Source organism: Pseudomonas sp. ESBL9, from assembly GCF_036668715.1.
GTDB classification, from domain to species: Bacteria; Pseudomonadota; Gammaproteobacteria; order Pseudomonadales; family Pseudomonadaceae; genus Aquipseudomonas; species Aquipseudomonas lundensis.
In genome coordinates this window covers 1-25021 of sequence record NZ_JAZEVV010000003.1, presented here as the reverse complement: position 1 = coordinate 25021, position 25021 = coordinate 1, and the positions used below count along the sequence as shown (strand labels likewise).

At 58.4% G+C, this 25021-nt stretch carries 19 protein-coding genes, 1 tRNA gene, 2 rRNA genes and 1 pseudogene; 7 read left to right on the top strand and 16 right to left on the bottom strand.

Going from position 1 to position 25021, the window contains the following annotated elements:
- Positions 1-96 precede the first annotated feature (96 nt).
- A complete protein-coding gene (locus V6F78_RS09770) occupies positions 97-756 on the bottom strand; it encodes a glutathione S-transferase family protein (protein WP_047291152.1) in 660 nt (219 codons plus the stop codon).
- A gap of 124 nt (positions 757-880) precedes the next feature.
- Here V6F78_RS09770 and V6F78_RS09765 point away from each other — a divergent pair, with 124 nt between their 5' ends.
- Positions 881-1165, top strand: coding sequence for a hypothetical protein (locus V6F78_RS09765; RefSeq protein ID WP_048376856.1), 285 nt, complete (start codon positions 881-883; stop codon positions 1163-1165).
- Between the two features lie 8 nt (positions 1166-1173).
- Here the strand turns inward: V6F78_RS09765 and dibA are convergent, their stop codons facing one another.
- Entirely contained in the window at positions 1174-3096 is a 1923-nt protein-coding gene (gene dibA, locus V6F78_RS09760; RefSeq protein WP_332727077.1) for a phosphodiesterase DibA, read from the bottom strand.
- A gap of 149 nt (positions 3097-3245) precedes the next feature.
- Between dibA and desA the strand changes: the two genes are divergently transcribed.
- The gene (desA, locus tag V6F78_RS09755; protein WP_047272793.1) at positions 3246-4430 is read left to right on the top strand and encodes a delta-9 fatty acid desaturase DesA; all 1185 of its coding nucleotides are present in this window, start codon (positions 3246-3248) and stop codon (positions 4428-4430) included.
- A gap of 43 nt (positions 4431-4473) precedes the next feature.
- Here the strand turns inward: desA and V6F78_RS09750 are convergent, their stop codons facing one another.
- From V6F78_RS09750 to gabD, 4 genes are all read right to left on the bottom strand, one after another.
- Positions 4474-5688 (bottom strand): response regulator, encoded by a 1215-nt coding sequence (locus tag V6F78_RS09750; protein WP_047291150.1) that lies wholly within the window; start codon positions 5686-5688, stop codon positions 4474-4476.
- 144 nt (positions 5689-5832) lie between these two features.
- The gene (gene gabT / locus V6F78_RS09745; RefSeq protein WP_047279823.1) at positions 5833-7116 is read right to left on the bottom strand and encodes a 4-aminobutyrate--2-oxoglutarate transaminase; all 1284 of its coding nucleotides are present in this window, start codon (positions 7114-7116) and stop codon (positions 5833-5835) included.
- An 8-nt stretch (positions 7117-7124) separates the two neighbouring features.
- Positions 7125-7256 carry a hypothetical protein gene (locus V6F78_RS09740; protein WP_255164129.1) on the bottom strand — a complete coding sequence of 44 codons (132 nt, stop codon included), beginning with the start codon at positions 7254-7256 and terminating at the stop codon, positions 7125-7127.
- 36 nt (positions 7257-7292) lie between these two features.
- A complete protein-coding gene (gene gabD, locus V6F78_RS09735) occupies positions 7293-8735 on the bottom strand; it encodes an NADP-dependent succinate-semialdehyde dehydrogenase (RefSeq protein ID WP_047279824.1) in 1443 nt (480 codons plus the stop codon).
- Between the two features lie 347 nt (positions 8736-9082).
- On the opposite strand from gabD, the gene V6F78_RS09730 reads away from it, so the two are divergent.
- The 4 genes and pseudogenes from V6F78_RS09730 to V6F78_RS09715 all read left to right on the top strand — a co-directional run bounded on the left by V6F78_RS09730 (position 9083) and on the right by V6F78_RS09715 (position 13425).
- Positions 9083-9159, top strand: a tRNA-Arg gene (locus tag V6F78_RS09730).
- A 241-nt stretch (positions 9160-9400) separates the two neighbouring features.
- Positions 9401-9904, top strand: a pseudogene (locus V6F78_RS09725) (RNA polymerase sigma factor); the annotation flags it as partial.
- A 25-nt stretch (positions 9905-9929) separates the two neighbouring features.
- Positions 9930-10862, top strand: coding sequence for a FecR family protein (locus V6F78_RS09720; protein WP_169839222.1), 933 nt, complete (start codon positions 9930-9932; stop codon positions 10860-10862).
- A gap of 115 nt (positions 10863-10977) precedes the next feature.
- Positions 10978-13425 carry a TonB-dependent receptor gene (locus V6F78_RS09715; RefSeq protein ID WP_332727072.1) on the top strand — a complete coding sequence of 816 codons (2448 nt, stop codon included), beginning with the start codon at positions 10978-10980 and terminating at the stop codon, positions 13423-13425.
- Between the two features lie 83 nt (positions 13426-13508).
- Here V6F78_RS09715 and V6F78_RS09710 read toward each other — a convergent pair whose 3' ends face one another.
- The 7 genes from V6F78_RS09710 to V6F78_RS09680 form a co-directional block, all read right to left on the bottom strand.
- Positions 13509-14987 carry a YdgA family protein gene (locus V6F78_RS09710; protein WP_169839224.1) on the bottom strand — a complete coding sequence of 493 codons (1479 nt, stop codon included), beginning with the start codon at positions 14985-14987 and terminating at the stop codon, positions 13509-13511.
- Between the two features lie 137 nt (positions 14988-15124).
- Positions 15125-15769 (bottom strand): NADH:ubiquinone oxidoreductase subunit N, encoded by a 645-nt coding sequence (locus V6F78_RS09705; protein ID WP_047272786.1) that lies wholly within the window; start codon positions 15767-15769, stop codon positions 15125-15127.
- A 107-nt stretch (positions 15770-15876) separates the two neighbouring features.
- Positions 15877-17322 carry an efflux transporter outer membrane subunit gene (locus V6F78_RS09700; RefSeq protein WP_169859189.1) on the bottom strand — a complete coding sequence of 482 codons (1446 nt, stop codon included), beginning with the start codon at positions 17320-17322 and terminating at the stop codon, positions 15877-15879.
- Positions 17319-18221: an efflux RND transporter periplasmic adaptor subunit gene (locus tag V6F78_RS09695; protein ID WP_094990876.1), complete on the bottom strand. Its 903-nt coding sequence runs from the start codon at positions 18219-18221 to the stop codon at positions 17319-17321. Before V6F78_RS09695 ends, V6F78_RS09700 begins: the two co-directional genes overlap by 4 nt.
- Complete coding sequence (locus V6F78_RS09690; protein WP_047272783.1) at positions 18218-18427, bottom strand: DUF1656 domain-containing protein; 210 nt, start codon at positions 18425-18427, stop codon at positions 18218-18220. The genes V6F78_RS09695 and V6F78_RS09690 overlap by 4 nt, the downstream gene beginning before the upstream one ends.
- Positions 18424-20514 carry an FUSC family protein gene (locus V6F78_RS09685; protein WP_047291139.1) on the bottom strand — a complete coding sequence of 697 codons (2091 nt, stop codon included), beginning with the start codon at positions 20512-20514 and terminating at the stop codon, positions 18424-18426. The genes V6F78_RS09690 and V6F78_RS09685 overlap by 4 nt, the downstream gene beginning before the upstream one ends.
- Positions 20511-20942 (bottom strand): MarR family winged helix-turn-helix transcriptional regulator, encoded by a 432-nt coding sequence (locus V6F78_RS09680; RefSeq protein WP_047272781.1) that lies wholly within the window; start codon positions 20940-20942, stop codon positions 20511-20513. Before V6F78_RS09680 ends, V6F78_RS09685 begins: the two co-directional genes overlap by 4 nt.
- Positions 20943-21541: 599 nt before the next feature.
- Here V6F78_RS09680 and V6F78_RS09675 point away from each other — a divergent pair.
- On the top strand, positions 21542-22240 hold the full coding sequence (locus tag V6F78_RS09675) for a GntR family transcriptional regulator (RefSeq protein ID WP_332727067.1): 699 nt from the start codon (positions 21542-21544) through the stop codon (positions 22238-22240).
- Between the two features lie 46 nt (positions 22241-22286).
- On the opposite strand, the gene V6F78_RS09670 is transcribed toward V6F78_RS09675, so the two are convergent.
- From V6F78_RS09670 to rrf (V6F78_RS09660), 3 genes are all read right to left on the bottom strand, one after another.
- The gene (locus V6F78_RS09670) at positions 22287-24164 is read right to left on the bottom strand and encodes a methyl-accepting chemotaxis protein (RefSeq protein ID WP_314401040.1); all 1878 of its coding nucleotides are present in this window, start codon (positions 24162-24164) and stop codon (positions 22287-22289) included.
- Positions 24165-24476: 312 nt separating this feature from the next.
- Positions 24477-24592, bottom strand: a 5S ribosomal RNA gene (gene rrf, locus V6F78_RS09665).
- A gap of 107 nt (positions 24593-24699) precedes the next feature.
- A 5S ribosomal RNA gene (gene rrf, locus V6F78_RS09660) occupies positions 24700-24815 on the bottom strand.
- Positions 24816-25021: the final 206 nt, after the last annotated feature.

Below are 25021 nucleotides of genomic sequence, written 5' to 3'. Positions count from 1 at the left end.
GTCGCTGTCGAGACACGAGGCGGTGATCGGGCGCCGCCCTATCAACTGGCCTCATGCCACTCGCCAGCGACTTCGTCGGGCGCCCAAGGCGTCCGATTATTTCTTGCTACTGATCCACGCCAAAAATTGCGGCATGGCCGCGTCTTTGTCGGCTGCGATCTTCTGTGCGTGCGGGGTTTGCTCAAGCTGCTTGAGTAATGCTTTGGCCGCAGGCCATTCGGCCAGCAAATCCAGTTCAAACACTTTCTGCCCGACAGCACACGCCAGACTCACGCTGTAGAGGAAGAAAATATCCGCCACGGTGAACGTTTCGCCTGCCACATACGGGGCGAATTTGCCGTGCCTGCCCAGAGACGAAATGCCCTGAATCAGCTCGGCCTTGGCTTTATCCTTGATCACGTCCGGCACGCTCATGCCAAAGAACGCCTCGGGGTAACAGGCGCGGGCAGGCAACTCGATATACAGCTCGATTTCCTTGGCCAGCGCCAGCACCTGCGCACGCTCGAACGGATCGACCGGCAACAGACGGGTGCCCGGCTGGGTGTCCTCAATGTATTGAAGGATCACGCTGGTTTCGTTGACGAACCCTTGCTCAACACCCAGCACAGGCACTTTGCCACGTGGGCTGATGGCCAGCGCTTCAGGGGTTTGCGCGGCAAAAAAAGGCACTTCCTCGAAGGGCACGCCTTTTTCCAGCAGCGCCATTTTGACCATGTTGTAGTAGTTGCTGACGGCAAATCCATAAAGCTTGAGCATTGCGAAGCCTCCAGGCCAGGTTGGGGTGGGCAGCGCTTGTTATAGAGCTTCGCCACCGGACTGGCTAGCAGCATCATTGTGCTGAATGCAGTTAAACTGCGGCCTTTACTTAAGGAGCCTGCCCATGAGCGAGCCAACAGACATCGATAACGACGAAGAAGCGTTCGCCGAAAACACCCTGATCGAGGCCATCGAGAACCAGATCGAGGCCGACAATCCACCTGCTGCCAAAGCCACGTTCAACAAGCTGACGCTAGTGGGTTATGAGCGCGATGAGATTTTGAACATGATGGCCCACGTGCTGGCGGTGGAAATTGACGCGATCCTCGAAGAAGACCGCGCCTTCAACACCGAGTGGTACGAAGCCGCGTTACGCGCTCTGCCAGAGCTGCCACCCGAGAAGAACTGAGCCCGCGCTCAGGGGCGAATCGTCGGCGCCCGCTGCCAATCCAGATCACGGGCGGGCACCGGGCGGCCAAACCAGTAACCCTGCCCCAAGTCGCAATGGTGGTCGAGCAGGAACTGCGCCTGTTCGACATACTCGATGCCTTCAGCATGCACTTGCATGCCCATGCTCTGAGCCAACGCGATGACGGCGCGCGCAATCGCCACATCGTCATCGTCACCGGGTAGGCCGGCGACAAATCCCTGGTCGATTTTTAGCTTTTGCACGGGCAAACGCTTGAGGCGTAACAGCGAAGAGAATCCAGTGCCGAAGTCATCAATCGCCAGCCGCAAGCCCAGCTCACGCAGACGATGCATCTGCTCGAGCGCCACCTCCGAATTGTCCATAACCGCACTTTCGGTCACTTCCAGCTCCAGCAACGCCGGGTTCAGACCGGTGTCGGCCAATACCGTGGACACCAACTGATACAGCTCGGGCCGTGCAAACAGACGGCTGGAAATGTTCACAGCGACAAACGACAAATCCACGCCCGCCGCTTGCCATTGGCACATTTGCCAGCATGCTTGTTCAAGCACCCACGCATCAATCTCGGCAATCAGCCCCGTGCGCTCGGCAATCGGGATAAATTCGCCTGGTGCCACCAGACCGCGCTGCGGATGCTGCCAGCGCACCAGCGCCTCCACGCCCACCATGCGGCTGGTGGTCAGATCGTGGACCGGCTGGAAATACACCCGCAGCTCTTGCTGCTCCAGGGCACGCCGCAAATCACTGGCCACTTCGATGCGGTATTGCGCGTGAGCGGTCAGCTCTTCGGTGTACAACGCGTAGCCTTCGCGGCCTGCACTTTTGGCCTTGAACAGCGCCGAGTCGGCATTGCGCAGCAGTTGTTCGGCATTCAGGGCGTCATTGGGGTACAAGCTGATGCCCACGCTGGCGCTGATAAACAGCTGGTGGGTTTCTAGGATGAACGCGCCCTTCATGACTTCGAGCACTTGCTGAGCAAAGCCGGCAGCCTGCGCAACTTGGGTGCAGTTTTCCACCAGCACGGCGAATTCATCGCCGCCCAGGCGAGCCACGGTAAAGCCTTTGCCAAACACCGCCGTCAGGCGCTCGCCAACCGCCTTGAGCAACAGATCGCCCACGTTGTGGCCCATGCTGTCGTTGATGATTTTGAAATGGTCGAGGTCGATCATCAGCAGCGCGCAACCCGACTTGTGACGCTGTGCGTAAGCCAACGCCTGCTCGGCACGGTCAGTAAACAGCAGGCGGTTGGGCAAGTCGGTCAGCGGGTCGTGATGCGCCAGACGCATCAACTCGCTCTGGGTATTTTTGATCGCGGAAATATCGGAAAACACGGCAACGTAATGCGTGATCTGATCTTTATTGTCGCGAACAGCCCGAATCGTCTGCCATTGAGGGTAAATCTCACCACTTTTGCGTCGATTCCAGATTTCACCGTGCCATTCGCCGGTTTTTTCCAGCGATTCGAACACAGCCTGATAAAATTCCGGCCCATGATGCCCCGACTTGAACATATTGGGCCGTTGACCCAGCACTTCCTCGGGCGCATAACCGGTGATTTTTACCAAGGCCGGGTTCACGTGCACGATGACTCCGTTGTGGTCGCTGACCAGCACCCCTTCCCGGGTACAGTCGAACACCACCGCAGCCTGACGCAGACGCTCTTGATCCAGACGCTGGCGGCGCAAGCGAGCGCCCATGCCCAGAAAACTGAACAACCGGGCACGCGCAAGGAATATCAGTCCCGCACTGACACCCACCCACACGTAGCTATTTACCCGCTGCCAGCGTGCCAGTTGGGCTGAATCATCAAGAAAACTGTTCAATAAGTGATCAGTGAGAAACAGCCATAAAACCGACAACAGCCCGTATAACAGGGCTGCACGCATGGCATCACGATAAGAAACCGACATAAGACAGTTAAAACGCCTACAAAAAAAGGGGAATTATAGTGTAAGAAACATCCGGCGACTGTTATCTGAAAGGCCGACTGGTTTTATCTGCCTGCATAGTGATAATGCGTGTTGCAGTTTTTTTCATCTTCCCGAGGGCCAAACAGCCTATGTGGTACAACGGTTTACTTGACCTGTCAGCCTGGCAACTGGTGGCAGTCACTCTGTTGATGACCCACGTGACCATTATCGGTGTCACGGTTTATCTCCATCGCTACTCAGCTCACCGCTCCCTGGAGCTCAATGGTGGCCTGAAACACTTCTTCCGCTTCTGGCTGTGGCTCACCACCGCACAGAACACCCGCGAGTGGACAGCCATCCACCGCAAGCACCACGCCAAATGCGAAACCGCCGATGACCCGCATAGCCCGGTCATCAAAGGGTTATCGACCGTTCTGCGCAAAGGTGCAGAACTTTATCGCGAAGAAGCGCAAAACCCCGAAACCCTGCGCATCTATGGCAAGAACTGCCCCGAAGACTGGATTGAGCGCAATCTGTACTCGCGCTACAAATTGTTGGGCGTTGCGATCATGCTCGCTATCGACCTGCTGCTGTTCGGCGCCATCGGCCTGACCATCTGGGCGATCCAGATGATGTGGATTCCAGTCTGGGCCGCCGGTGTGGTGAACGGTCTGGGCCACGCGGTGGGTTATCGCAACTTCGAATGCCGCGACGCGGCGACCAACCTGGTGCCGTGGGGCATCATCATTGGTGGCGAAGAGCTGCATAACAATCACCACACCTACCCGAACTCGGCCAAGATGTCGGTGAAAAAGTGGGAGTTCGACCTCGGCTGGGCGTGGATCAAAGTGTTCAGCTTTTTACGCCTGGCCAAAGTGCAGCGTGTTGCGCCCATCGCCCACCGGGTCGAGGGCAAAGGCAGCCTGGACATGGACACGGCCATGGCCATTCTGAACAACCGTTTCCAGATCATGGCGCAGTACCGCAAGCTGGTCATCGCACCGCTGGTTCAGCAAGAGCTGGCCAAGGTCGATCATTCGGTACGTCATCAGTTCCGCCGCGCCAAGCGCTTGCTGTCGCGCGAAACCAGCTTGCTGGAAGACCGTCATCACCAACGTATCGAGACGCTGCTGGAGCACAGCCAGTCGCTGAAAGTGATTTACGAGAAGCGTCTGGCCTTGCAACAGATCTGGGTCAAGACCAGCTCCAACGGGCACGACATGCTGGCGGCGATCAAAGAGTGGGTTCACGAAGCCGAAGCCAGCGGGATTCAATCGCTGCGGGATTTCGCCAAGCAATTGAAAACCTACTCGCTGCGCCCCGCAGCGGTCTGATCGGGAACGCGTCACTGCTGCTTGCGGTAGCAGTGATGCGCACTCAAGCCTTTTTGACCAAACGCTCCAGCTCCGGCACGCCGACTTTCAACAGGCGTGCCGTTTTGCTTTTTGCCACCGCGTCCACCCCTTCTTCAGGCTGCAAACTGGCCACCTGCCCCGCCAGATTCATCAGCAACGCCTCCCGCGAATACACCCCGCCACCCAAGTGATAGATCGCTGCGATCAGCTCACGCAGTTCCAGTGGCAAGCGCCAGCGCGTGCGCAATGCTGAACCATAGGCCGCGCCGAACTCCGCCAGCGATTCGTCAATGGCTTGCGTGTCCAGCGCGCCGCCAGCCTGTAGCCACTCTTGCAGACAGCGCAACAGCGCCAGATCACCCAGACGGTGCAATAACCCGGCGCAATAACAGCGCTCCTGATCCAGGCTCAACATGCGCGCCAGCGTGCGCCCGTATTCAGCCGTGTGCAGCGACGCGTTCCAGTAATGTTCCGCGTAATCGGCCAGGCAAGGATCGCTGAGGCGAGCGCTGCGCTTGAGGATCAACCCGAGCATCAGGTTCATGCTTTGTGCGGGCCCGAGGCGCTGCAACGCCTGCGCCAGCGTCTGCACCGGACTGGCCCGATGCTGGGCCGCGCTGTTGGCGGCCGCAATCAGCACCGCCGTGATTTGCGGATCGGTGCGTACTTCTTGCTCAAGCAGTTTGAGGTCCAGGCCACCCGGATTGAGGCTGCGTTTGACCGCCAGTTGCACGTCGGCCAGCAAAGGTGCGCCATCCGATGAGGCACGCCGGTGTTCCAGAAACCGTTTGAGGGTCATACCGGGGGTCAGCGCCGGAACATCACACGCCACCTCTTGCCCCGCACTCAGCAGCAGGCCTTGCAGGCGCTGTGTCAGGCCGGGCATGTCCAGCGGCTTGGTCAGGTAAGCCGTGGGCGCCAGTGGCAGGGCTTCACGCACGCTGGCACTGTCGTTGCGATTACTGAGCAAGATAAACGGCAACACGGGGCTGCGCCGACGCTGGCGCACATGCCGCAACAGCTCGAGGCCACTGACGCCAGAGAGATCCCAGTCGGCAATGACCAGGTCGTAGCGGGTGTCACCCAACAGCGCGATCGCCTCCTGACCTTCGCCACAGACATCCAGTCGCGCATCGCAACGCACACTCAGGACCACTTGTTTGAGCAGATCCCGAGACCACGGGTCGGTCTCGGCAATCAGCACGCTCGGCGCAGTGGATACATCAACAGCAGTCATGATTACGCTCCGGCAAATGTCCATGCACCTTAGTCAATGCCACGCGTCGGATACAGGCAAAAAGCCTTATTTGCGCTGTACAGACGCAAAAAAACCGCCGAAGCGGTTTTTTTGTGTCACAGGTCACATCTCAGACGCCGGGGCTCACGCCAGTTCAGCGAAGCACTCTTCGATGATGGCCAGGCCTTTGTCCAGTTGCTCGTCAGGCGATGTCAGCGGCACCAGCACCCGCAAGACGTTGCCGTAAGGACCGCACGACAGCAGGATCAGACCTTTCTCACGCGCTTTGGCGACTACTTGCGCCACAGCCGCTGCGTTTGGTTTGTGGGAGTCGCCGCCTTCGAACAGCTCGACCGCGATCATGGCGCCCAACGCACGCACATCACCGATGACCGGGTACTTGGCCTGAATCGCCTTCAGACCGGTGACCAGACGCTCGCCCACTGCTTTGCAGCGGTCCAGCAAGTGCTCTTCTTCAAACACTTCCAGCACGGCCAACGCGGCCGCACAGGCAATCGGGCTACCAGCATACGTGCCACCCAGACCACCCGGTGCGATAGCGTCCATCAGTTCAGCCTTGCCGCACACACCGGCCAACGGGAAGCCGCCTGCGATGGATTTGGCGAACGTGGTCAAGTCGGCGGTGACGCCCATCTGCTCCATGGCGAAGAACGTACCGGTACGGCCTGCGCCGGTCTGTACTTCGTCCGCGATCAACAGGATGCCGTGCTTGTCGCACAACTCACGCAGGCGCGCCATGAACGCTTTCGGCGCCACGTAAAAACCACCTTCGCCCTGTACCGGCTCGATGATGATGGCGGCGATGTCTTTTGGCTCGGCGTCGTTTTTGAAGATGCGCTCGATGCTGGCAATGGAGTCATCAACGCTGATGCCATGCAGTTCGCACGGGTACAGCGCGCGGAAGATACCGCCCGGCATCAGGCCCATGCCTGCCGAGTAAGGCACGACTTTACCGGTCAGGCCCAACGTCATCATGGTGCGACCGTGGTACGCGCCAGTGAAGGCAATTACACCCGCACGGCCCGTGGCGGCACGGGCGATTTTCACGGCGTTTTCCACGGCTTCAGAACCGGTGGTGACCAGCAGGGTTTTCTTGTCGAAGTTGCCCGGCACCTTGGCGTTGATTTTCTCGCACAGCTCAACGTAGGGCTCATAGGCCAACACCTGGAAGCAGGTGTGGGTCAGTTTGGTCAATTGCGCTTGAACGGCGGCAACGATTTTCGGGTGCAGGTGGCCGGTGTTGAGTACGGCAATACCGCCTGCGAAGTCGATGAATTCACGGCCTTCAACGTCAGTGACGGTAGCGTTCTTCGCAGATTCGGCGAAGATCGGGTGAATCTGGCCAACACCGCGCGGGACAGCGGCTTCACGGCGTTTCATCAGGGATGCGTTGGTCTTGTTGCTCATGGGTGTCCTCATTCGCCGCTCATCAAACGGCGTGGTTCAAGGCTGACGCGCCGGGCAGACAACCAGGCCAGCATGCGATGATCGACTGGCATGGCGCTCCCGGCCACAGGAATTAACACGTTGAAACGCAGAAGAAGCATCGCTCTCGTGCCCCCTCTGCTGAACCACCCGCCGGGTTAGATGCCCAGGCAGAGATATTTGATTTCCAGGTAGTCTTCGATGCCGTATTTGGAGCCTTCACGGCCCAGACCCGACGCCTTGATACCCCCAAACGGGGCGACTTCATTGGAGATCAGACCCGTGTTCACACCGACCATGCCGTATTCCAAGGCTTCTGCTACACGGAATACACGGCTCAGGTCGCGTGCATAGAAGTAGGACGCCAGACCGAACTCGGTGTCGTTGGCCATCGCGATCACTTCGGCTTCGTCTTTGAAGCGGAACAACGGCGCCAGCGGACCGAAGGTCTCTTCCTTCGCCACAGCGGCATTTTTCGGCACGTTAACCAGAATAGTCGGCTCGAAGAAGCTGCCTTCCAGGCTGTTACCACCGGTCAGCAGGGTGGCGCCTTTGCTCACGGCGTCTGCAATGTGCTCTTTGACTTTGGCCACGGCCTTGTCATCGATCAGCGGACCGGTGGTGGTGCCCTCTTCCAGACCGTTGCCGATCTTCAGCTTGCCCACAGCCGCTTTGAGTTTTTCAGCAAACGCGTCGTACACCGAATCCTGAATGTACAGACGGTTGGCACAGACGCAGGTCTGACCGTTGTTGCGGTATTTGGAAATAATCGCGCCTTCGACGGCCTTATCCAGGTCCGCGTCATCGAACACGATAAAGGGCGCGTTGCCACCCAGCTCCAGCGACACTTTTTTGATGTCCTTGGCGCATTCAGCCATCAACTGGCGACCAATTTCAGTCGAGCCGGTGAAGGACAATTTGCGCACGATCGGGTTGCTGGTCAGCTCGCCGCCGATGTCGCCAGCGCTGCCGGTGACCACGCTCAACACGCCCTTTGGAATGCCTGCACGGTGCGCCAGCTCAACCAGTGCCAACGCGGAAAAAGGCGTTTGCGAAGCCGGTTTGATGACCATGGTGCAACCGGCCGCCAACGCGGGGCCTGCTTTACGGGTGATCATGGCCGCCGGGAAGTTCCACGGCGTGATGGCCGCTGTCACGCCAATGGGTTGCTTGATCACGATCAGGCGCTTGTCGGGCTGGTGGCCCGGGATGACGTCGCCATAAATGCGCTTGGCTTCTTCAGCGAACCACTCGATGAAGGACGCGGCGTATACGATCTCGCCCTTGGCTTCGGCCAGCGGTTTGCCTTGCTCCATCGTCATCAGGCGACCCAGGTCATCCTGGTGCTCGATCAGCAGCTCGAACCAGCGGCGCAGTTTGGTGGCACGCTCTTTGGCGGTCAGGGCACGCCAGGCGGGCAACGCTTTGTCGGCAGCTTCAATGGCGCGGCGGGTTTCCGCAGCACCCATTTTTGGCACAGTGCCGAGAATTTCGCCGGTGGCCGGGTTGTTAACATTGATCGTCTGGCCGCCGTCGGCGTCTACCCAAGCCCCGTCGATGTAGGCTTGCTGGCGGAACAACTGTGCGTCTTTGAGCTGCATGTGGGCTTTCCTTAACAGCACCGCGCGGGCGCGGAGCAAATTATTGAGTGTAGAAAGGCGCCAAAGGTGGCTGCCGTCAGGAAGTCATTCACTGCCAAAGTGTTCAAAAAACGCACAACACACACGGCGTGCGGTTTAGCACTCAGACAAGAGCGTTTGAAATCTCAAACGAATCCTAGGAGCAAAGGGGGTAAAGGACAATAGGCTGTTCGAAAAAAAGAACAAGCGGCGTTCCTCTCCCTTTTCTCACACGGCCGTCATTAATAGCCCATATCGGCTTGAGAAACACCCGCTCAATCAGCGGCATGGACGGGTGACACGCAGATGAGTATCATGGCGCCCGCGCTGCACCAGTAGCTCAGCTGGATAGAGTACTGCCCTCCGAAGGCAGGGGTCGTGGGTTCGAATCCCGCCTGGTGCACCATCCTCTTTCCCTTGCTCAAGGGAACCGCTTTACCCCTCCGTTGTTATTGACTCTCCCGCACGCCATCGCTTGAGCATTGCCGCGCCTGAATTTGCACCCGGACGTGCAGGTAGAAGGGCGGGTGTACTCCATTCTGGCGCCCTCCCTTTCAGGGACTTGCCCGCAGGGACGTTGCGCTGGGGCGAGCAATCATGAATGATACGACTTCTCATTCACGCCCTTGCCCGCTTGAGTCTCTGTGATGCCCTCGCCTTCCCCTTCCCGCTTGCTGGCCAGTTTTCAGGAGCATTACGACGATCTATTGTCGTTCCTGACACGCCGCCTGCGAGATCGCCACCGGGCGGCGGACGTGGCACAGGAAACGTGGATTAAATTGGCGAAGATCGATCCTCACTCGATCACGGTGTTGAATGATCGGCACTTTATTTTCAAAGTCGCGGGCAATCTGGCCATTGATGCGTTGCGGATCGATCAGCGCCAGACCCGCAATTTGAGCGCCGAGCCGCCCTCGGTTGAACTGGTCGATCCGGGCCTGCCGCCTGAAGGGCTGCTGCTGGCCAAGGAACGCATCGGGATTCTCGACCAGGCGTTACAGCAGTTATCGCCCAACGCCCGGCAAGCACTGCTTATGAGCCGCATCGACGGGATGACACAAGCCCAGATCGCCGCCGAGCTGGGCGTGTCGCCAAGTATGGTGGCAAAATACATCGGCCAGGCGTTGCGCCACTGCCGTGACTGGCTCAAACACAACCATGCCTGAGCCCGCCGCAATGCCTCCTTGCCCCTCCACTGACGACCTCGACGATCAGGCCATTGACTGGCTAACCCGGTTGCACTCGGGTGACGCCACGGCCCGAGAGCGACTGGCGTATGCACAGTGGCAACACCTGAGCCCGGCGCACAAAGCAGCGGCCCAAGAGGCCGAAGCGCTGTGGGCAGACATCGGCTTGACCCCTACGGCCCACACGCACGTCGACCCACCTCGCCCACGCCGCAAGGCTGCACGCTGGGCCAGCGGACTGGCGGCCGGGCTGGTGCTGGCGATATTCGGTTACAGCGCGGCCGAGGGCGTGCCGGGCTGGTTCGACACCCATCACACCGGCGTTGGCCAGCGCCAGCAATGGGTGTTGAGCGATGGCTCGCGGGTCACGCTCAACAGCGCCAGCGCGATCACGGTTGATTTCAATGAACATCGGCGCACGCTCTCACTGCGCAAGGGCGAAGCCCTGATTGAAGTGGCTGAAGATCCGTCGCGGCCTTTTATCGTCGAGGCCGGCGCCGATCGGGTGCAAGCCAAGAGCGCCACGTTCAGCGTGCGCCGCGACCCGGATCAAACACGGGTGCTGGTGGCCACCGGCGCGGCACAGGTCGAGCATCAGGCCCAAACCCTGGAGCTGCGATCCAATCAGTTAGCGGTTTACCGGGCCGGACAGACGCTGGCCGAGCGCGATCAGGTGGACGCCCATGCGCTCACGGCCTGGCATCGCGGCAAACTGATCTTCAACCGCAAACCGTTGCAAGAAGTGCTGGCCGAGCTGGAGCGCTATCAATACGGGCACATCATCGTTCCCGATGCCGGGCTCGGCGCACTGCAAATCAGCGGTGTGTTCGACCTCAACGACCCGCACAACCTGCTGCATACCCTGGAGCAGCGTTACGGCCTGAACATCACCTATTTGCCGTTTGTGGCGTGGGTGCGCTGAAAATAATTCTTCGCGGGCACTGCAAGATCCACTCGGGCATATCGTCGTAGTAAGACTGAGAGCGAAATACGTTCTCATTTGCGACATAAAAACCCGAAGAAGGATTGCAAAAGCGATGGTCGAGCACGTCAAAAAGCCGCGTGACGCACAACGAAAAGAACAGCGACTGCGTCAGGTGTTGATCGCCACCACTGTGCTCGCCAGCCTGGGCGGCACCGTGCAGGCCACGGCTCAGGCAGCGACGACGCAGGCCGCAGCCGTCAGCACACGTCAGGTCACTGTCAGCGTCCCGGCCCAAGACCTCGACCAGGCCCTGACCCAATTCGCCGATCAGGCCGACTTGCACCTGCTGTTCACGTCTGCGGAAGTCGCCGGTCTGCACAGCCCGGCGCTGCAAGGCCAGATGAGTGTCGAGCAGGCGTTGCAGACCTTGCTGGCGGGCAGCGGCCTGAACTGGCAGTTCAGCGACGCACGCACGGTGATTCTGCGCAAGCCCCAAGCGCCTGCCCAAAGCCTGCAACTCAAGGCACTGGAAGTCAGCGTGGGCGCTCGCACCAGCACCGCGATCAGCGAAATTCCGGGCACCGTGTGGGTGGTCGATCACGTGCAGTTGCAAGAGCAACTCGACACTGGCGTCACCCTGAAGGAGGCCATCGGCAAGCTGGTGCCGGGGCTGGATCTGGCCCCCGAAGGGCGCAGTAACTACGGTCAAAACATGCGCGGGCGTAACGTGCTGGTGATGATCGACGGTGTCAGCCAGAACAGCTCGCGCGGGTTGTCGCGACAGTTCGACAGCATCTCGCCGTTCAACGTGGAGCGGGTCGAAGTGTTGTCCGGCGCCAGCGCGCTGTACGGCGGCGGTGCCACGGGCGGGATCATCAATATCGTGACCAAAAAAGGCACACCCGGCCCGGCTCAATTCGAGACCGAACTGTCGGCCACCAGCGGCTTCAACAACAGCGACGACCTGTCCAGCCGCATCTCGCAATCGGTGAGCGGCGGCACGGAGCGCATCTATGGTCGGCTGGGGATTTCAGGCGAGCAGAACGAGGCCTTTTACGATGGCAAAGGCGATCAGGTGTTTATCGACAACACCCAGACCGACCTGCAGTACAACCGCACCCTCGACCTGATGGGCAGCCTCGCGATCAAGCTCGACGAGGAGCAAGACCTCGACCTGTTGGCGCAGTATTACGACTCGGGCAACCACGGCAACGTGGGAATTTACTTCCCCAACCTGCATGACAAAGCGCCGTCCAACCTGGACGATGCCCAGATCCGCAGCGGCTACGACACCGACCTTGAGCCGCGCTCCAAACGCCTGCTGTTCAACGCCAACTACCATCACAGCGACGTACTTGGGCAAGACTTCTACCTACAGGGTTCGTACCGAAAGGAAGACAACAACTTCTTCCCGTTTCCTTACTACAACACCGGCAAACCCCAAGGCTCAAAAGGCGTTTACTTCGCCGCCTCGCAGCAAAACTTTGAAGTCACCAGCCTCAAGGCGCTATTCGCCAAACAGTGGGACAGCCTGAAGCTGACGTATGGCGTGGACCTGGATCGCGAGCGCTTCAACGCCGAACAAAGCGTATTTGATTCGGCCATGTCCTCGCAAAGCGGCGGCCTTGATCTGGTCACCCAGAGCAAAGCCCCGCGCTATCCCAGTTATCGCGTGGACGGGCAGTCGGTGTATGCGCAGCTGGATTGGAAACTCACCGACGCCCTGACCGTGTCGGGCGGCGCGCGGCGCCAGCAAATGGACGTGGATGTGGGCGTGTTCAAAAACGTCCCGGGAGGCAGCAACGACTACGCGGTCAATCTGTTCAACCTGGGCACCATCTACGATTTCCAAAACGGCCATCAGACCTGGATCAACTACAGCGAAGGCTTCGATCTGCCGGATCCGGCCAAGTACTACGGCAAGCCGGGGCTGAGCGTTAAAGACAACCCGCTGGCCGGGATCAAAAGCCGCCAGGTGGAGACCGGCTGGCGTTTCGCGGACGTGGATTGGGATGCGCAGGCCGCGATTTACTACATCTGGTCGGACAAAGTCATCACCACAGACGCCGCCACGCTGACGATTGATGTCACGGACAAGAAGAGCCGCGACTTCGGCTTCGAAGGCGCGTTGACCCGTCACTTCAGCGACGGTTGGGAGGTGGGTGGCACCTTGCACATGGTGCGTTCGGAGGAAGAAGACGCCAACGGCGACTGGATGAAGCGCGATGCGCGTTACGCATCATTGTCCAAGTCCACCGCGTTCGTGGGCTGGCACGGGGATGGACGTAACGTACGCCTGCAAGGCAACCATGCGTTCACCCTCAAGGACGATTCCGACCACAAAATCAGCGGGTACACCACGTTCGATTTAATGGGCAGCCAAGAGACCGAATTTGGCACCTTCAGCGCCGGTATCCAGAACCTGCTCGACAAGGAATACAGCACCGTGTGGGGCCAGCGTGCCGCGCTGTTCTACTCACCCACCTACGGACCTGAATACTTGTACGACTACCAGGGCCGCGGCCGGACCTACAGCCTGACGTGGTCATTGGCGTACTGACGCTCGCGCTACCTGTCAGCGGCGACAGATTTTTCTGTTGCCGCTGACAGGTATGAGTCGCTAAGCCGCGAGCCGCCGGTTCATTACTGAATCGGCGCGTTGAAGCGCTGAGTCATTTGGGTAATGAAGTCTTCAAGGCTCATTTTCTGGCCGTTGAAATCCACTTGCCCTGCTGCATAGTCAAGCGACGCGACAATGTTGTTGCCTTCCACTTTTGCCAGACCGGTGCCCACAGCGATGTTGCCGACCATGTCGCTGGTCATCGTGCCAACCTGCGCCAGGGTCTGCGGGTCGGTTTGGCCTTCCAGTTGCGCCTGAACACCGGCGAGGTCGGCAATCATCGGCTTGGACAGCTGCAACTTGGCAACCAGCGAGGTCAGCAGTTGCTTGGTGATTTCCACGGGCGGCTGGTCAAGGGCCGCAGGCTGAGCCAGTGCCATCGCAAGGTTAAACTCGCTTTCGCCATGTGGCGTTTTCACGGCCAATTTCTCGACGGCCATCTGTGGCTTACCCGCCAGCAAGGTATCCAGACTGGTTTGCAGTTGAACTTGCTCAGCCGGGGTCAGCTCACTCGCGGGCAGGGCGCCGTCCGGTTTTGGCTGAAACTTGGTCTGGTAAATCTGCAACATCGATTGCATCGCCGGGATGTCCAGGCTGCTGGCGCTCAAGACCAGTTGCGCACTCCCCACCGGGGTGTTGTTGAGCGAGACATCGCCGACTTGGTAGTCCAGGCGGCCCGACAGCAGTTTGCCGTTGGCGGAAGTGGAACCGGTGTATTCGAAGTTATTGACCTTGAGCAGCGACTGACGAATGCCAAAGGTGATTCTGCTTTCACTCAAACCCAAGAAGTTCTGGCCAAGGAAGAAGCCAAATTCGCTTTTGTCCAGGTCACTGGCCACGGTCAGCCCGTTGAGCTCAATCAGCAACGGCGGCTTGTTCAGCGACACGGCGTGCAGCTTGAAGTGATCCATGTAGCCTTTGCCTTTGAGGTTTTGGCCGTCGGCATCGGCCGTTCCTTCCATGGTCATGCCCGAGAAGCTGAGGCTGGAGTTTTCGTCCAGTGCGACCTCAAGGGGCAGAAACTCCATGCGGCCTTCGACCGAGCGGTTGTAACTCAGTGTGACCTGACCCTGAAGCGGGGATTGATCTTTGGCGGCAGCAAACCATTTTTCAGTGAAGGGCGTTTTTTCCAACGCGTACGTGGTGGTCGCCATGACCGGCATCCACTTAAAGGTCTTGAGGCGCGACCACGGCAACGGGCCATGCTCGATGTCAGCCACAAACAGCAACTCGACAGGCTCGGCATCCGGCCTGGCGGAGTCATCTTCAACCTTTACGCGGTAGTGAGCAGTGCTGCTGTAGAGGTGGCGGTCAAGCGAGACCAGCTCGACTGAACCGTGGGTGGGCGTGCCTTGCAACTGAGACGCCAGTTCCTTGTTGGCCTCCTGAATCGACGTTTGCAACACGCCTTCCAGTTTGGTTCCGGTGTACCACGCGCCTGCGGTATTCAGAGCACCTGCAATAACAACAATCCCTACTAACACGCCTAATGGTTTATTCATCAGTTGACCCGTTCAATGTCCGTTGTGTTGAAAGTAAAAGCGGTCTTTGCCAAGCCCGTCATGGGCCGAAAAGTGGCAGCAGGGTATCACTGGCAACTGGCCACACGCTTCTTTCGGACATTTTCAGTCACGTAAATTCAGGCTGAACGGGCCATGAGGCGCTCTATTTCGTCCAGGCGGTGATCGAAATTTTTGAGGATGGCGCTCCAGGTGTACACCAAGACTTCCAGGTCATGGTCGACGCAGATTTCGCCCACAGAATTCACAGAAGAATCGGAGTAATCCAGCTGATACCGCTCTCGGGCCATGGCAGCGGCCACGTCAGCTAACTCACGCGCGTTATCGAGCCATTGACGCTCTTCGCTGGGCAAAGCTTTATCGAGTTGCAGGCATTGGGATTTAAGGGCATCCAGGCTTTTTTCGAGGGGCGTGCCGGTCAGCTCGCCCATGAACGCCTCAAACGTGCGTCCTGGCTGCCAGTAGCTACCCCAGAAGTAGCGATCGAAGACTGTTTCAACGCGGCGTAACGCGATTTTGGTGTCCCAGATCAGAACCCGGGTCTGACCGGCTTCAACCTGACGTTTCTTGATTTGCCGGGTTTGCAGCAACGCCCAGGCCACCACTGCAATGGCCAATACCGCAATCAGCGCGCTGGCGCTGTCGAGGAAGAACAACGCTGTGTCGATTTGGTGCGCCAGCATGATGCCGTAGAAGTACGTCGCTGACAGCAGCACCACCGCGACGACCGCACACCAGAAACCGGGAGCATAAGGGTTTTTCATTATTAGAATCCCCATCGAGCCATTTTGCGCGATGGGGAGGGGCTAAACGTGTCTCGACGCCCTGAGCCATCGTTTTGATACCGACCTCTCAGAGCATAGCAACGCCCTCAGGGTTTCGCGTGGGTCGCCGCTTGCGTTCGTCCGCTTTCCCAGCCGCCACCGAGGGCCAGAAACAAGTCGATCTGGCTCATGGCAACCTGGGTGTTGGCCGCGGACAATTGCGCGCGCATATCCGTGTAAACACGGGTCGCTTGCAGGTCCGCCAGGAACGATTCGCGCCCCGCCTGAAAGAATTGGTGAGTTTGATCGGCGGCAGTCCTGGCTGATGCTTCGGCCTCGGCCAAGGCATCGCGGCGCTGCAGCAACGCGGTGTATTGCACCAGGCTGGTCTGGGTTTCGCGGATTGCGTTCAGCACCACGCCGTCGAATTTGGCCAGGGCGCCTTGGGTGGCCGCTTCGGCTTCACGGATACGCGCACGCGAGCCGTTGGTAGGAATCGTCCAGCTCAACAACGGGCCAAAGCCCCAGCGATTGGTTGGCGCTGTGCCAAGGTTGTCGATGATGCCGACCGTGCCAATGCTCGCGCCGATGCTGATGTCGGGGTACAGGGCGCCTGTGGCCACACCGATCTGGGCGGTGGCTGCTGCCAGATGCCGCTCGGCCTGACGCACATCGGGACGGCGCTTGAGCAACGCAGCCCCGTCACCCACCGGCAGCAACTGCGCGATCTGCGGCAACTCGGCACACGTGGCAACGCCCGAGGGCAGTTGATCCAGCGGCTTGGCCAGCAACATCGACAGCCGAAACAGCCCGGACTGGCGCAAGGCTTCGTAGCGAGGCAGTTCGGCGCGCAACGATTTGAATTGCGTTTCAGAGCGTGTGACCTGGGTTTCGTCGCCGCGCCCTGCGTCGCGCAGTTGCTGAGTCAGTCGTGTACTTTGCGCCTGCAACTGGAGTGACTGTTCGGCAATGTGGTGCTCTTCGTTGGCCGCGCACACTTGGGTGTACGCCCGCACCACGTCTGCCACCAGGGTAATGCGAGCGGTGTCAGCCGCGGCCTGGGTGGCGTCGGCATTGGCCTGCGCCGCCTCGATACCGCGCTGCAAAGTGCCCCATAAATCGAACTGATACGACGTGCTGATGCCAAGGTCGCCGACGTTGGCCACCGGCACCTTATCGGCCAGCAGGAACGCTTCGCCCGACTCCTGCAAACGCTGGGCACCCGCCTTGGCCGAACCGCTCCAGCCGCCCGCTGATTGCGCTTGCTCAACCTGAGCCCGTGCCCGTGACAGATTAGCCGCCGCAACCCGCAAATCTGTGTTGGAGGCGAGCGCCTGACGCACCAGCTCGTTGAGTTTCGGGTCCTGATAGAGCTTCCACCAATCGGCAGGCACGGGAGCCGATATCACGTTGGTCCCCTCGCCCGCGAATTCGCCTTGTACATCGGGACGCTGCAACGCGGCGTCTTTGGGCAGGTGATAATCCGGCCCCACCAGTTGGCAGCCGGCCAGCAACAACCCCAGCCCCACGGCCGCCAGGTGAAGGGGTTTCATGGCGCGTTCTCCTGCGCAGGCAGCGTTTGAGGTGTGTCTTCGATAATCGACACCGTGGCCGTGCGCCCGGCGATCATGCGGAAGTCTTCCGGTACTTCGTCGAACACAATGCGCACCGGAATCCGTTGCGCCAGCCGTACCCAGCTGAATGCCGGGTTGACGTTTGGCAGCAGGTTCTGGCCGCTGCTGCGGTCCCGGTCTTCAATACCGGCGACGATGCTTTCGACATGCCCGCGCAGACGCGCGTTGTCGCCAATCACGCGAATGTCCACGCGCTGACCCACGTGAATGCCATCGAGCTTGGTTTCCTCGAAATAGCCGTCGATGTGGAAGGAGCTGCTGTCGACAATCGACAACACCGGGCGCCCGGCCGTGACGAACTCGTTGACGCGCGGCGCCCGATCATTGACGTAACCGTCCACCGGGCTACGCACGACGGTGCGGTCAAGGTTGAGCTGAGCGCTGTCCACCGCCACTTGGGCCTCGGTGAGCGCGGCCTGGGCACGCATTTCGCGGGACTGGCTTTCTTCCAGTTGTTCGCGGGCGACCAGATTGCCCAAGCCTTTGTTACGACGACTTTCACGCTGGGCCTGCGCCAGGGTTTCCTTGCGATCAGCCAGGGTGGCTTGGGCCTGGCGCAAGGCCAGCTTGAAACGTTCCTGGTCGATCACAAACAAGACCTGATCGCGGGTAACCGGCTGGTTGTCACGCACCTCGACCTGTTTGATCAGGCCCGAGACATCGGGCGCAATTTGCACGATGTCGGCACGGATGTGACCGTCCCGCGTCCACGGCGCAAACATGTAGTACATGGTCATGCGCCAGACCACGACGCAGGCAAACGCCACCACCAGCAAGGTGAGAACGACGCGGCCCAGGGTCAATAACGGTTTTTTCATGTCATCAAATATCGACTTAACGAATCCACAACGCCGAGAAGCAGAGCGTAGAGACCGACGTTGAACAAAGCCCGGTGCCAGACCAGGCGGTAAAAGTGCACACGCGTCAGAACCGCGTGTACCACCAAAAACAGTAAATAAGTGATGCCCATCAACACCAGAAAGGTGGGCAGGAACACCCCGCTGATATCCACATCACCGATCATAGCGGTGCTCCATCAATGCCTTGCACGTGGGGCTGGGGCAGGTCGTCGTTGTCGACGATGAATTCAACGCCGGGCAACAGTGCCAGCCGCAGACCGCTGAGCGCGTGCAACAAGTGAACCCGGGCATCGCCTTCGTCCTGCAAGTCGTTGGCATTGAGCGCGCGGCGCGTGCGGTCCATGGTCATCTGCAACCCAGCAGGCACGGGTAGGCGCTCACCCGCCTTCAGGCAGCTGCGAAAATAATCGCCCACGTCACTGACCACTTGGCGCAGCAGCAGTTGCGGGCCGCCGGTCACACGCGGTGCATACGCGAGCAAGTCCAGCAGATTAAGCGCGACGCGCAACTCGCGGACTGCAATGCCGGTGTCTTGCCCGGTCATGGCCAGACGCGGCAAATGCTGCATCAGGCGATCGAGCATTTGCGCCCCCATGCGCCGGTGTTCGGCCAGCGTCGCGGGTTTGGTGAGCCGCACAATGTCACGCCAGCTGAAACGGGTCAGACGCTTGGCCGCCAGTTCAGCGCCGAATGGCCGTGCGATCAAGGTCCAGACAAACGCGAACAATAAGCCGATCGGGCCGGCAAGGTTGGCGTTCATGAACACCATGAAGTCAGCATCGTAGGCGCCTTGAATGCTGATGAAGGACGCGGTGTTCACAATCGTCAATAACGTGCCCAGGTAAAACCGAGGCTGCACGGTGAGCGTACCGACACAGATAAAGGGCACCGCGAACGCCAGTACCAGCATGGGGAAATCATGCAGGTTGGGCAGGATCACAAACAGATACAAACTGGCAAACAGTACCGACAGCGAGGTCCAGAAAAAGAAGCGGTAGATTTGCGGGGCCGGGTCGTCCATTGCAGCAAAGAAACTGCAAGCGACGGCGGCCAGAATCACGGCACTCGCCCCGTCCGTCCAGCCCAGCAAAATCCACAACACACAAGCCACCACAATGGCGGTCACGGTCGAAAACGCCGAATAGAGCATCAGGCCGCGGTCCAGAAACGGCGTCAGGCGACCTAGCCGCCAGTGCCGATACACCGCCCGCCATACGTCTTGATTGCCCGTCGTAATAGCGTGCTGCAAACTTTTGCAGTCTTGCCAGAGATCGATCCACTCACCCAAGCGGTACAACACGTTGGACAACAGCAACTGACGCCGGTCATCCAGGGCCGCCGCGCTCGGTTGCAAGGCCTCAAGTTCGTGGCGCAGGGCCTTCCACTGCTCAATCGGTGCGCCTTCGCGGGTGCTTTCAAGCCATTGCTGCGCGCGGTCCAGCAAGGGCGTGACTTTCTCAACCAGCTCGGGCGTGCGCCGCTCTAGGGCGTACAGCGCGTCATCCAGCGCGTCCACCACGGGCAGCAGGTGGATCATGCGCCCGCGCAATTCTTTGGTGTTGCGCACGGTTTGCGGGTGCGCGCCTTCGTGAGGTAATTGGCCGATCATCAGCTCAAGGGTGTTGAACGTGGCCACCATCGACGAACGCAGTCCGCTGGCCTTGTTGGGTTCTACGTCACGGGCCAGAAAGTGTTTGCTGTAATTGGCCGCATCACCAAACCACTTGCCCGCCGCATCAATGAACACGGGGGTCAGGCGACGTGGCCAGAACATGCTGCCCACGACGGCGGCACAGACGATACCAAGCATGATTTCTTCGGTACGCGAAATGGCAATGTCGAAAACGTTGAGCGGGTTATCCACAATCGGCAGCGCGATCATCGGCATCGTGTAGCCCGCCAACATGAACACGTAGCTGTTGGCGGTGCGCAAGTGCAGCGACAGGAACAACAGAATGCCGGTCCAGAGCGCAATCACCAGCACCAGCAAAAACGGAGTCTGCACAAACAAGGGCACAAAGAATACGGCCGCCGACGCGCCCAGCAAGGTGCCAAGCGCGCGATACACCGCCTTGGAGCTGGTAGGGCCTACGAAAGGACTGGAAACGATGTAAACCGTTGCCATCGCCCAATACGGACGCGGCATCTCCATGAGCAGGGCAATGTACAGCGCGATCATCGACGCCGCGAATGTGCGTACGCCGTAAAACCAGTCGCGGGCAGGCGGCATGCTGCTGAAAAAGCCGTTCAAGAGGCGGCTCCATCAGGCAGTTGACCCGCCGCTTCGAATGCTTTGATCACCCGCAACGCGGCTTCTTGATCGGCGACTGAAACGTCCGCCAGCGCCGCGCGGCGCAATTGAACCAACTGCGCCTCGATCGACTGCGCAAGGGCGCGGCCGGCGTCTGTCAGGCTCAAGGTTTTAGCGCGACGGTCACTGGCGTCTTCGCAACGACGTACATAGCCGTCTTTGCACAACTGATCGAGCAAGCGCACCAAGGACGGGCTTTCCATGCCGGCAGCGTGGGCCACGGTAACCTGGCGCACGCCCTCGCCCAAGCGGCCGATAATCAGCAGCGGCATGGCGCAGGCTTCGGAGATCCCGTAGTTGACCAGCGTGGTCTGGCACACACGACGCCAATGACGGGTCGCGACCACCATGCCAGTGCTGATGCTCATTTGTAGTGAATCAAGGGTGTCAGACAAAAGAAGTGTCACATAATGTTAGTTTGCTAACTATTAATATTGCGCGGCGAGTGGATTTCAGTCAAGAGTGTTTCAAATTAATTCTTAGAGAAAGGTCGATGACGACGTCTTGAAAAGGCAAATGATCCATACGCCGGCATTCGGTTGTGAGACCGCTCAAATATAGTCGACCCTGGGTGTCGTCAATGATCACGTCTTGAACCTTCGTCGCACCCAATAGCCGTCCTAGTAGAGCCAAAAAACGCACGGCTGCGAGCAGCAAAATGTCCCCTACGAAGCAAACCGGCTAACAGGTTGTGGGAAGGTTCTTAGACGCGTATCAGATACTCGCTTACATCGTTGCTACTGAATACGCCCATCCTTCACCTGTTCAAGACTAAGACGGCATAGCGGGCAGCTGTAATCCTCGCAGGTGTAGGCCACAAACTGCGTAAAAAGCCGTATTGCTTCCGGTCATAGTAGGTTCAGTCACGTTAGACTTGTTATTACAAGGTTTGACAAGGATTTGGTCTGTACCTACTTTAAATTGGATCCAAATAAGTACGCTGAATGTCAACCGCAGGTGCGCGAACGTGGCCGTCAAACATAATCCTTTAAGCAGTATTGAAGTCCATGGCCCTGTTGCAGCTCATCAAGCTCGCGCGGTAATCGAAGAATCCTTGCGCAACGCTATCCTCGATGGACGCCTGCCGTGCGGGACGGCGATTCGCCAAGAGGCGCTGGCGGCCCTGTTTGGTGTGAGTCGCATGCCGGTGCGCGAGGCATTGCGCCAACTTGAATCCCAAGGGCTATTGCATGTCGTGCAGTACAAAGGTGCCGTGGTAGCGCCTTTGATTGAAGACAACTCGCTGGAGTCCTACGAGTTGCGCTTGTTGTTGGAGGCCGAGGCATTGCGTCAGTCTGTGCCGTTACTGGATGAGCAGGACCTGGCATCCGCATCGGGTTTTATCGAAGCGATGGAAGCCGAAACTGACATGAGTAAAGTCGGCACATTGAATCGGCTCTTTCATCAGGCGCTCTATAACAAGGCACCCAATAAGAAGCTGCTGGCCTTGGTGAGCGCAGGGCTGATTGAAGAAGAGCGCTTTCTTCGCTTTAACCTTGAGCAAATGAACCTCGGCTCGTTGGCTCAAGACGATCACCGCACGCTTTTGCGTCTCGCCCGGGCCAAAGAAGTCGACGCCTGTGTGGCAGAGCTGGGCCTGCATTTGCAGCGGGCGGTCAACGCCATCACACACTATCTGGACCGCCGAAAAACAAAACAGCCCTGACGTTTGAAACGACAGGGCTGTGGGTAAATCATAGACAGCGTGTAGGTCAGATTTTGAAACTGTCGACCAATTGTTTCAGTCGGCTCGCTTGCTGCGACAGTGCATCACAGTCCTTGAGCGTTTCATTGAGATTGACCACGCCTTGCTGGTTCAACAAGTTGATCTGGTTGATATCAACGTTGAGGGTTTCAACCACGGCGGTTTGTTCTTCAGTGGCAGCGGCCACCGACTGGTTCATGCCGTCGATCTCTTCAATACGCTGAGTGACGCTGATCAAGCGGGCGCCCGCCTGGTTGGCCACTTCCACGCTTTCCTCACTGGAAACCTGACTGGCATTCATCGTGGTCACCGCTTCTCGCGAGCCCACTTGCAGCGAAGTGATCATTTTGTGGATTTCTTCTGCCGACTCCTGAGTGCGGTGTGCCAGATTGCGCACTTCATCGGCCACCACAGCAAATCCGCGACCCGCTTCTCCTGCACGTGCCGCCTCGATCGCCGCGTTGAGGGCGAGCAAGTTGGTTTGCTGGGAGATGCCTTTGATCACGTCCAGGATATGTCCGATGTTGTCGGTGCTGGCGTTCAAGGTTTCAATCTGGGCGCAGGACATGCTGATCTTTTGCGACAACTCGGTCATGGCCTGAATGGTTTGCTCAACCACTTGGCGGCCATCATCGGCCTGTTCGCTTGCACCGCTGGCATGTTGCGAAGCATCAGCCGCGTTACGGGCGATTTCCTGTGTGGCGGCACCCAGTTCGTTGATTGCGGCAGCTACGCTGTTGGTGCGTGCGCTCTGCTCGTCAGAACCGATGATCGAAGCATTCGACGATGCCATCACCCGCTGGGACAAATCATGAACCTGACGTGTCGCAGAGGACACTTCCGAGATCGACGCGTGAATACGCTCTACGAACTGGTTGAAAGAGCTGGCCAGCAGGCCAAATTCATCTTTGCTTTCGATTACCAGACGACGAGTCAAGTCACCTTCGCCCTGAGCGATGTCCTGCATGGCTCGGCCCATGGTGGTCAGAGGGCGCATCAGGAACTGAATCAGCAGGCTAAGCAATACGGCAATCACAGCCACGGCGATGAACATTGCGATGAATGCGGAGGTACGGAATTTGGAAAGCGGAGCGTATGCTTTTTCCTTGTCTAGCGACTGACCGATATACCAGTCTGCAGGTAGACCGGTTACCGGCGTGAAGGAAATAATCCGCTCGTGACCATTCAGGCTCACTTCCTGAATACCTTTTTCAATGCGCAACGAGCTGGATGGGTAGATGTCTTTCAGGTTTTTCATCACCTGATCTTTTTCCGGACTGACGATGACCTGGCCGTCGCCGCTCACCAGAAACGCGTAGCCCAAGCCACCTGAATCCACCGAGTTGATAATTTTGACCAAGCTGTCGAGGCTCAGGTCGCCCCCTACCACGCCGAGTAATTCGCCGTTGCTTTTGACAGGCATGGCGATGGTCACGATCAAGCCGCCTACCGCTGCCTTGTAGGGCGGCGTCAGCATTGTCTTACCGGCACTGACGCCTTGTTTGTACCAAGGACGTTCACGTGGGTCGTAATCGTCCGGCATTTTGGCGTCAGGACGTTGTGTGAACACGCCGTTGGCTTGGCCCACATAGGTGAACTGAAAATTCGACGTTAATGCAGGCTGATCCACCAAGCCGGGCAAATCCGCTTGCTTGCCTTGGTGCGCGACGTTTTGTGCGAGGCTTTCGAGTACCAGGATACGACCACTCAGCCAATTCTGAACGCTGCTGGCAGTCAGGTTGCCAGCTTGCTGCACTGACGACTCGATGTTTTGCTTGATGGTATTTCGCTCCAGGTAGTCGTTGTACAGAGTGAACAACGCAAACGCCAGAACCACGACGCCTGAAGCGGCCAGAAGGATTTTATGGCTGAACTTGAGATTCATTTCATGGGACTTCTTATGCCGAGAGTGGGGATGCGTACGGGTGCAACATTCCGTGTAACAGCGCAGGCAGCCTTTCTATCCGGCAGCTCTACTAAGCACGCATTGCTCAACAGGCTGTCGGCACCATTCCCGGAAAACTTAGCCATTTGTGATGGCATTTTGTTTAATCCGACGAAAGTCGATTGCAGGGCGTTTAGGCCGGGGGTTTGAGGAAGATCAGATGGAGGAGAAGGAAGCAGGTTTAGCGGCGTTTGTGGCGTAGAAAAAACAAAACCCCTGTCTGCGTGAGCAGACAGGGGTTTCGGAATTCAATCTTGACGATGACCTACTCTCACATGGGGAAACCCCACACTACCATCGGCGATGCATCGTTTCACTGCTGAGTTCGGGATGGGATCAGGTGGTTCCAATGCTCTATGGTCGTCAAGAAATTCTGTGACAGATCCGTTAGTGATTAACGTGTCTGTGAAAACTTGGTACTTCTATAAAAACAAAATCCCTGTCTGCGTGAGCAGACAGGGATTTTGGAATTTAATCTTGACGATGACCTACTCTCACATGGGGAAACCCCACACTACCATCGGCGATGCATCGTTTCACTGCTGAGTTCGGGATGGGATCAGGTGGTTCCAATGCTCTATGGTCGTCAAGAAATTCGGTAGCCGGTGCGTTTACCTTGCGGTCAACGTTCCAGCGAATGGGTATGTAATAGAGTTGGTGTTTTGTGAGGTGCAAACTTTCGGTTTGTATCGTCTTCACACACCGCAATCTGGCCTTTCGACGCAAATTGCTTGGGTGTTATATGGTCAAGCCTCACGGGCAATTAGTATTGGTTAGCTCAACGCCTCACAGCGCTT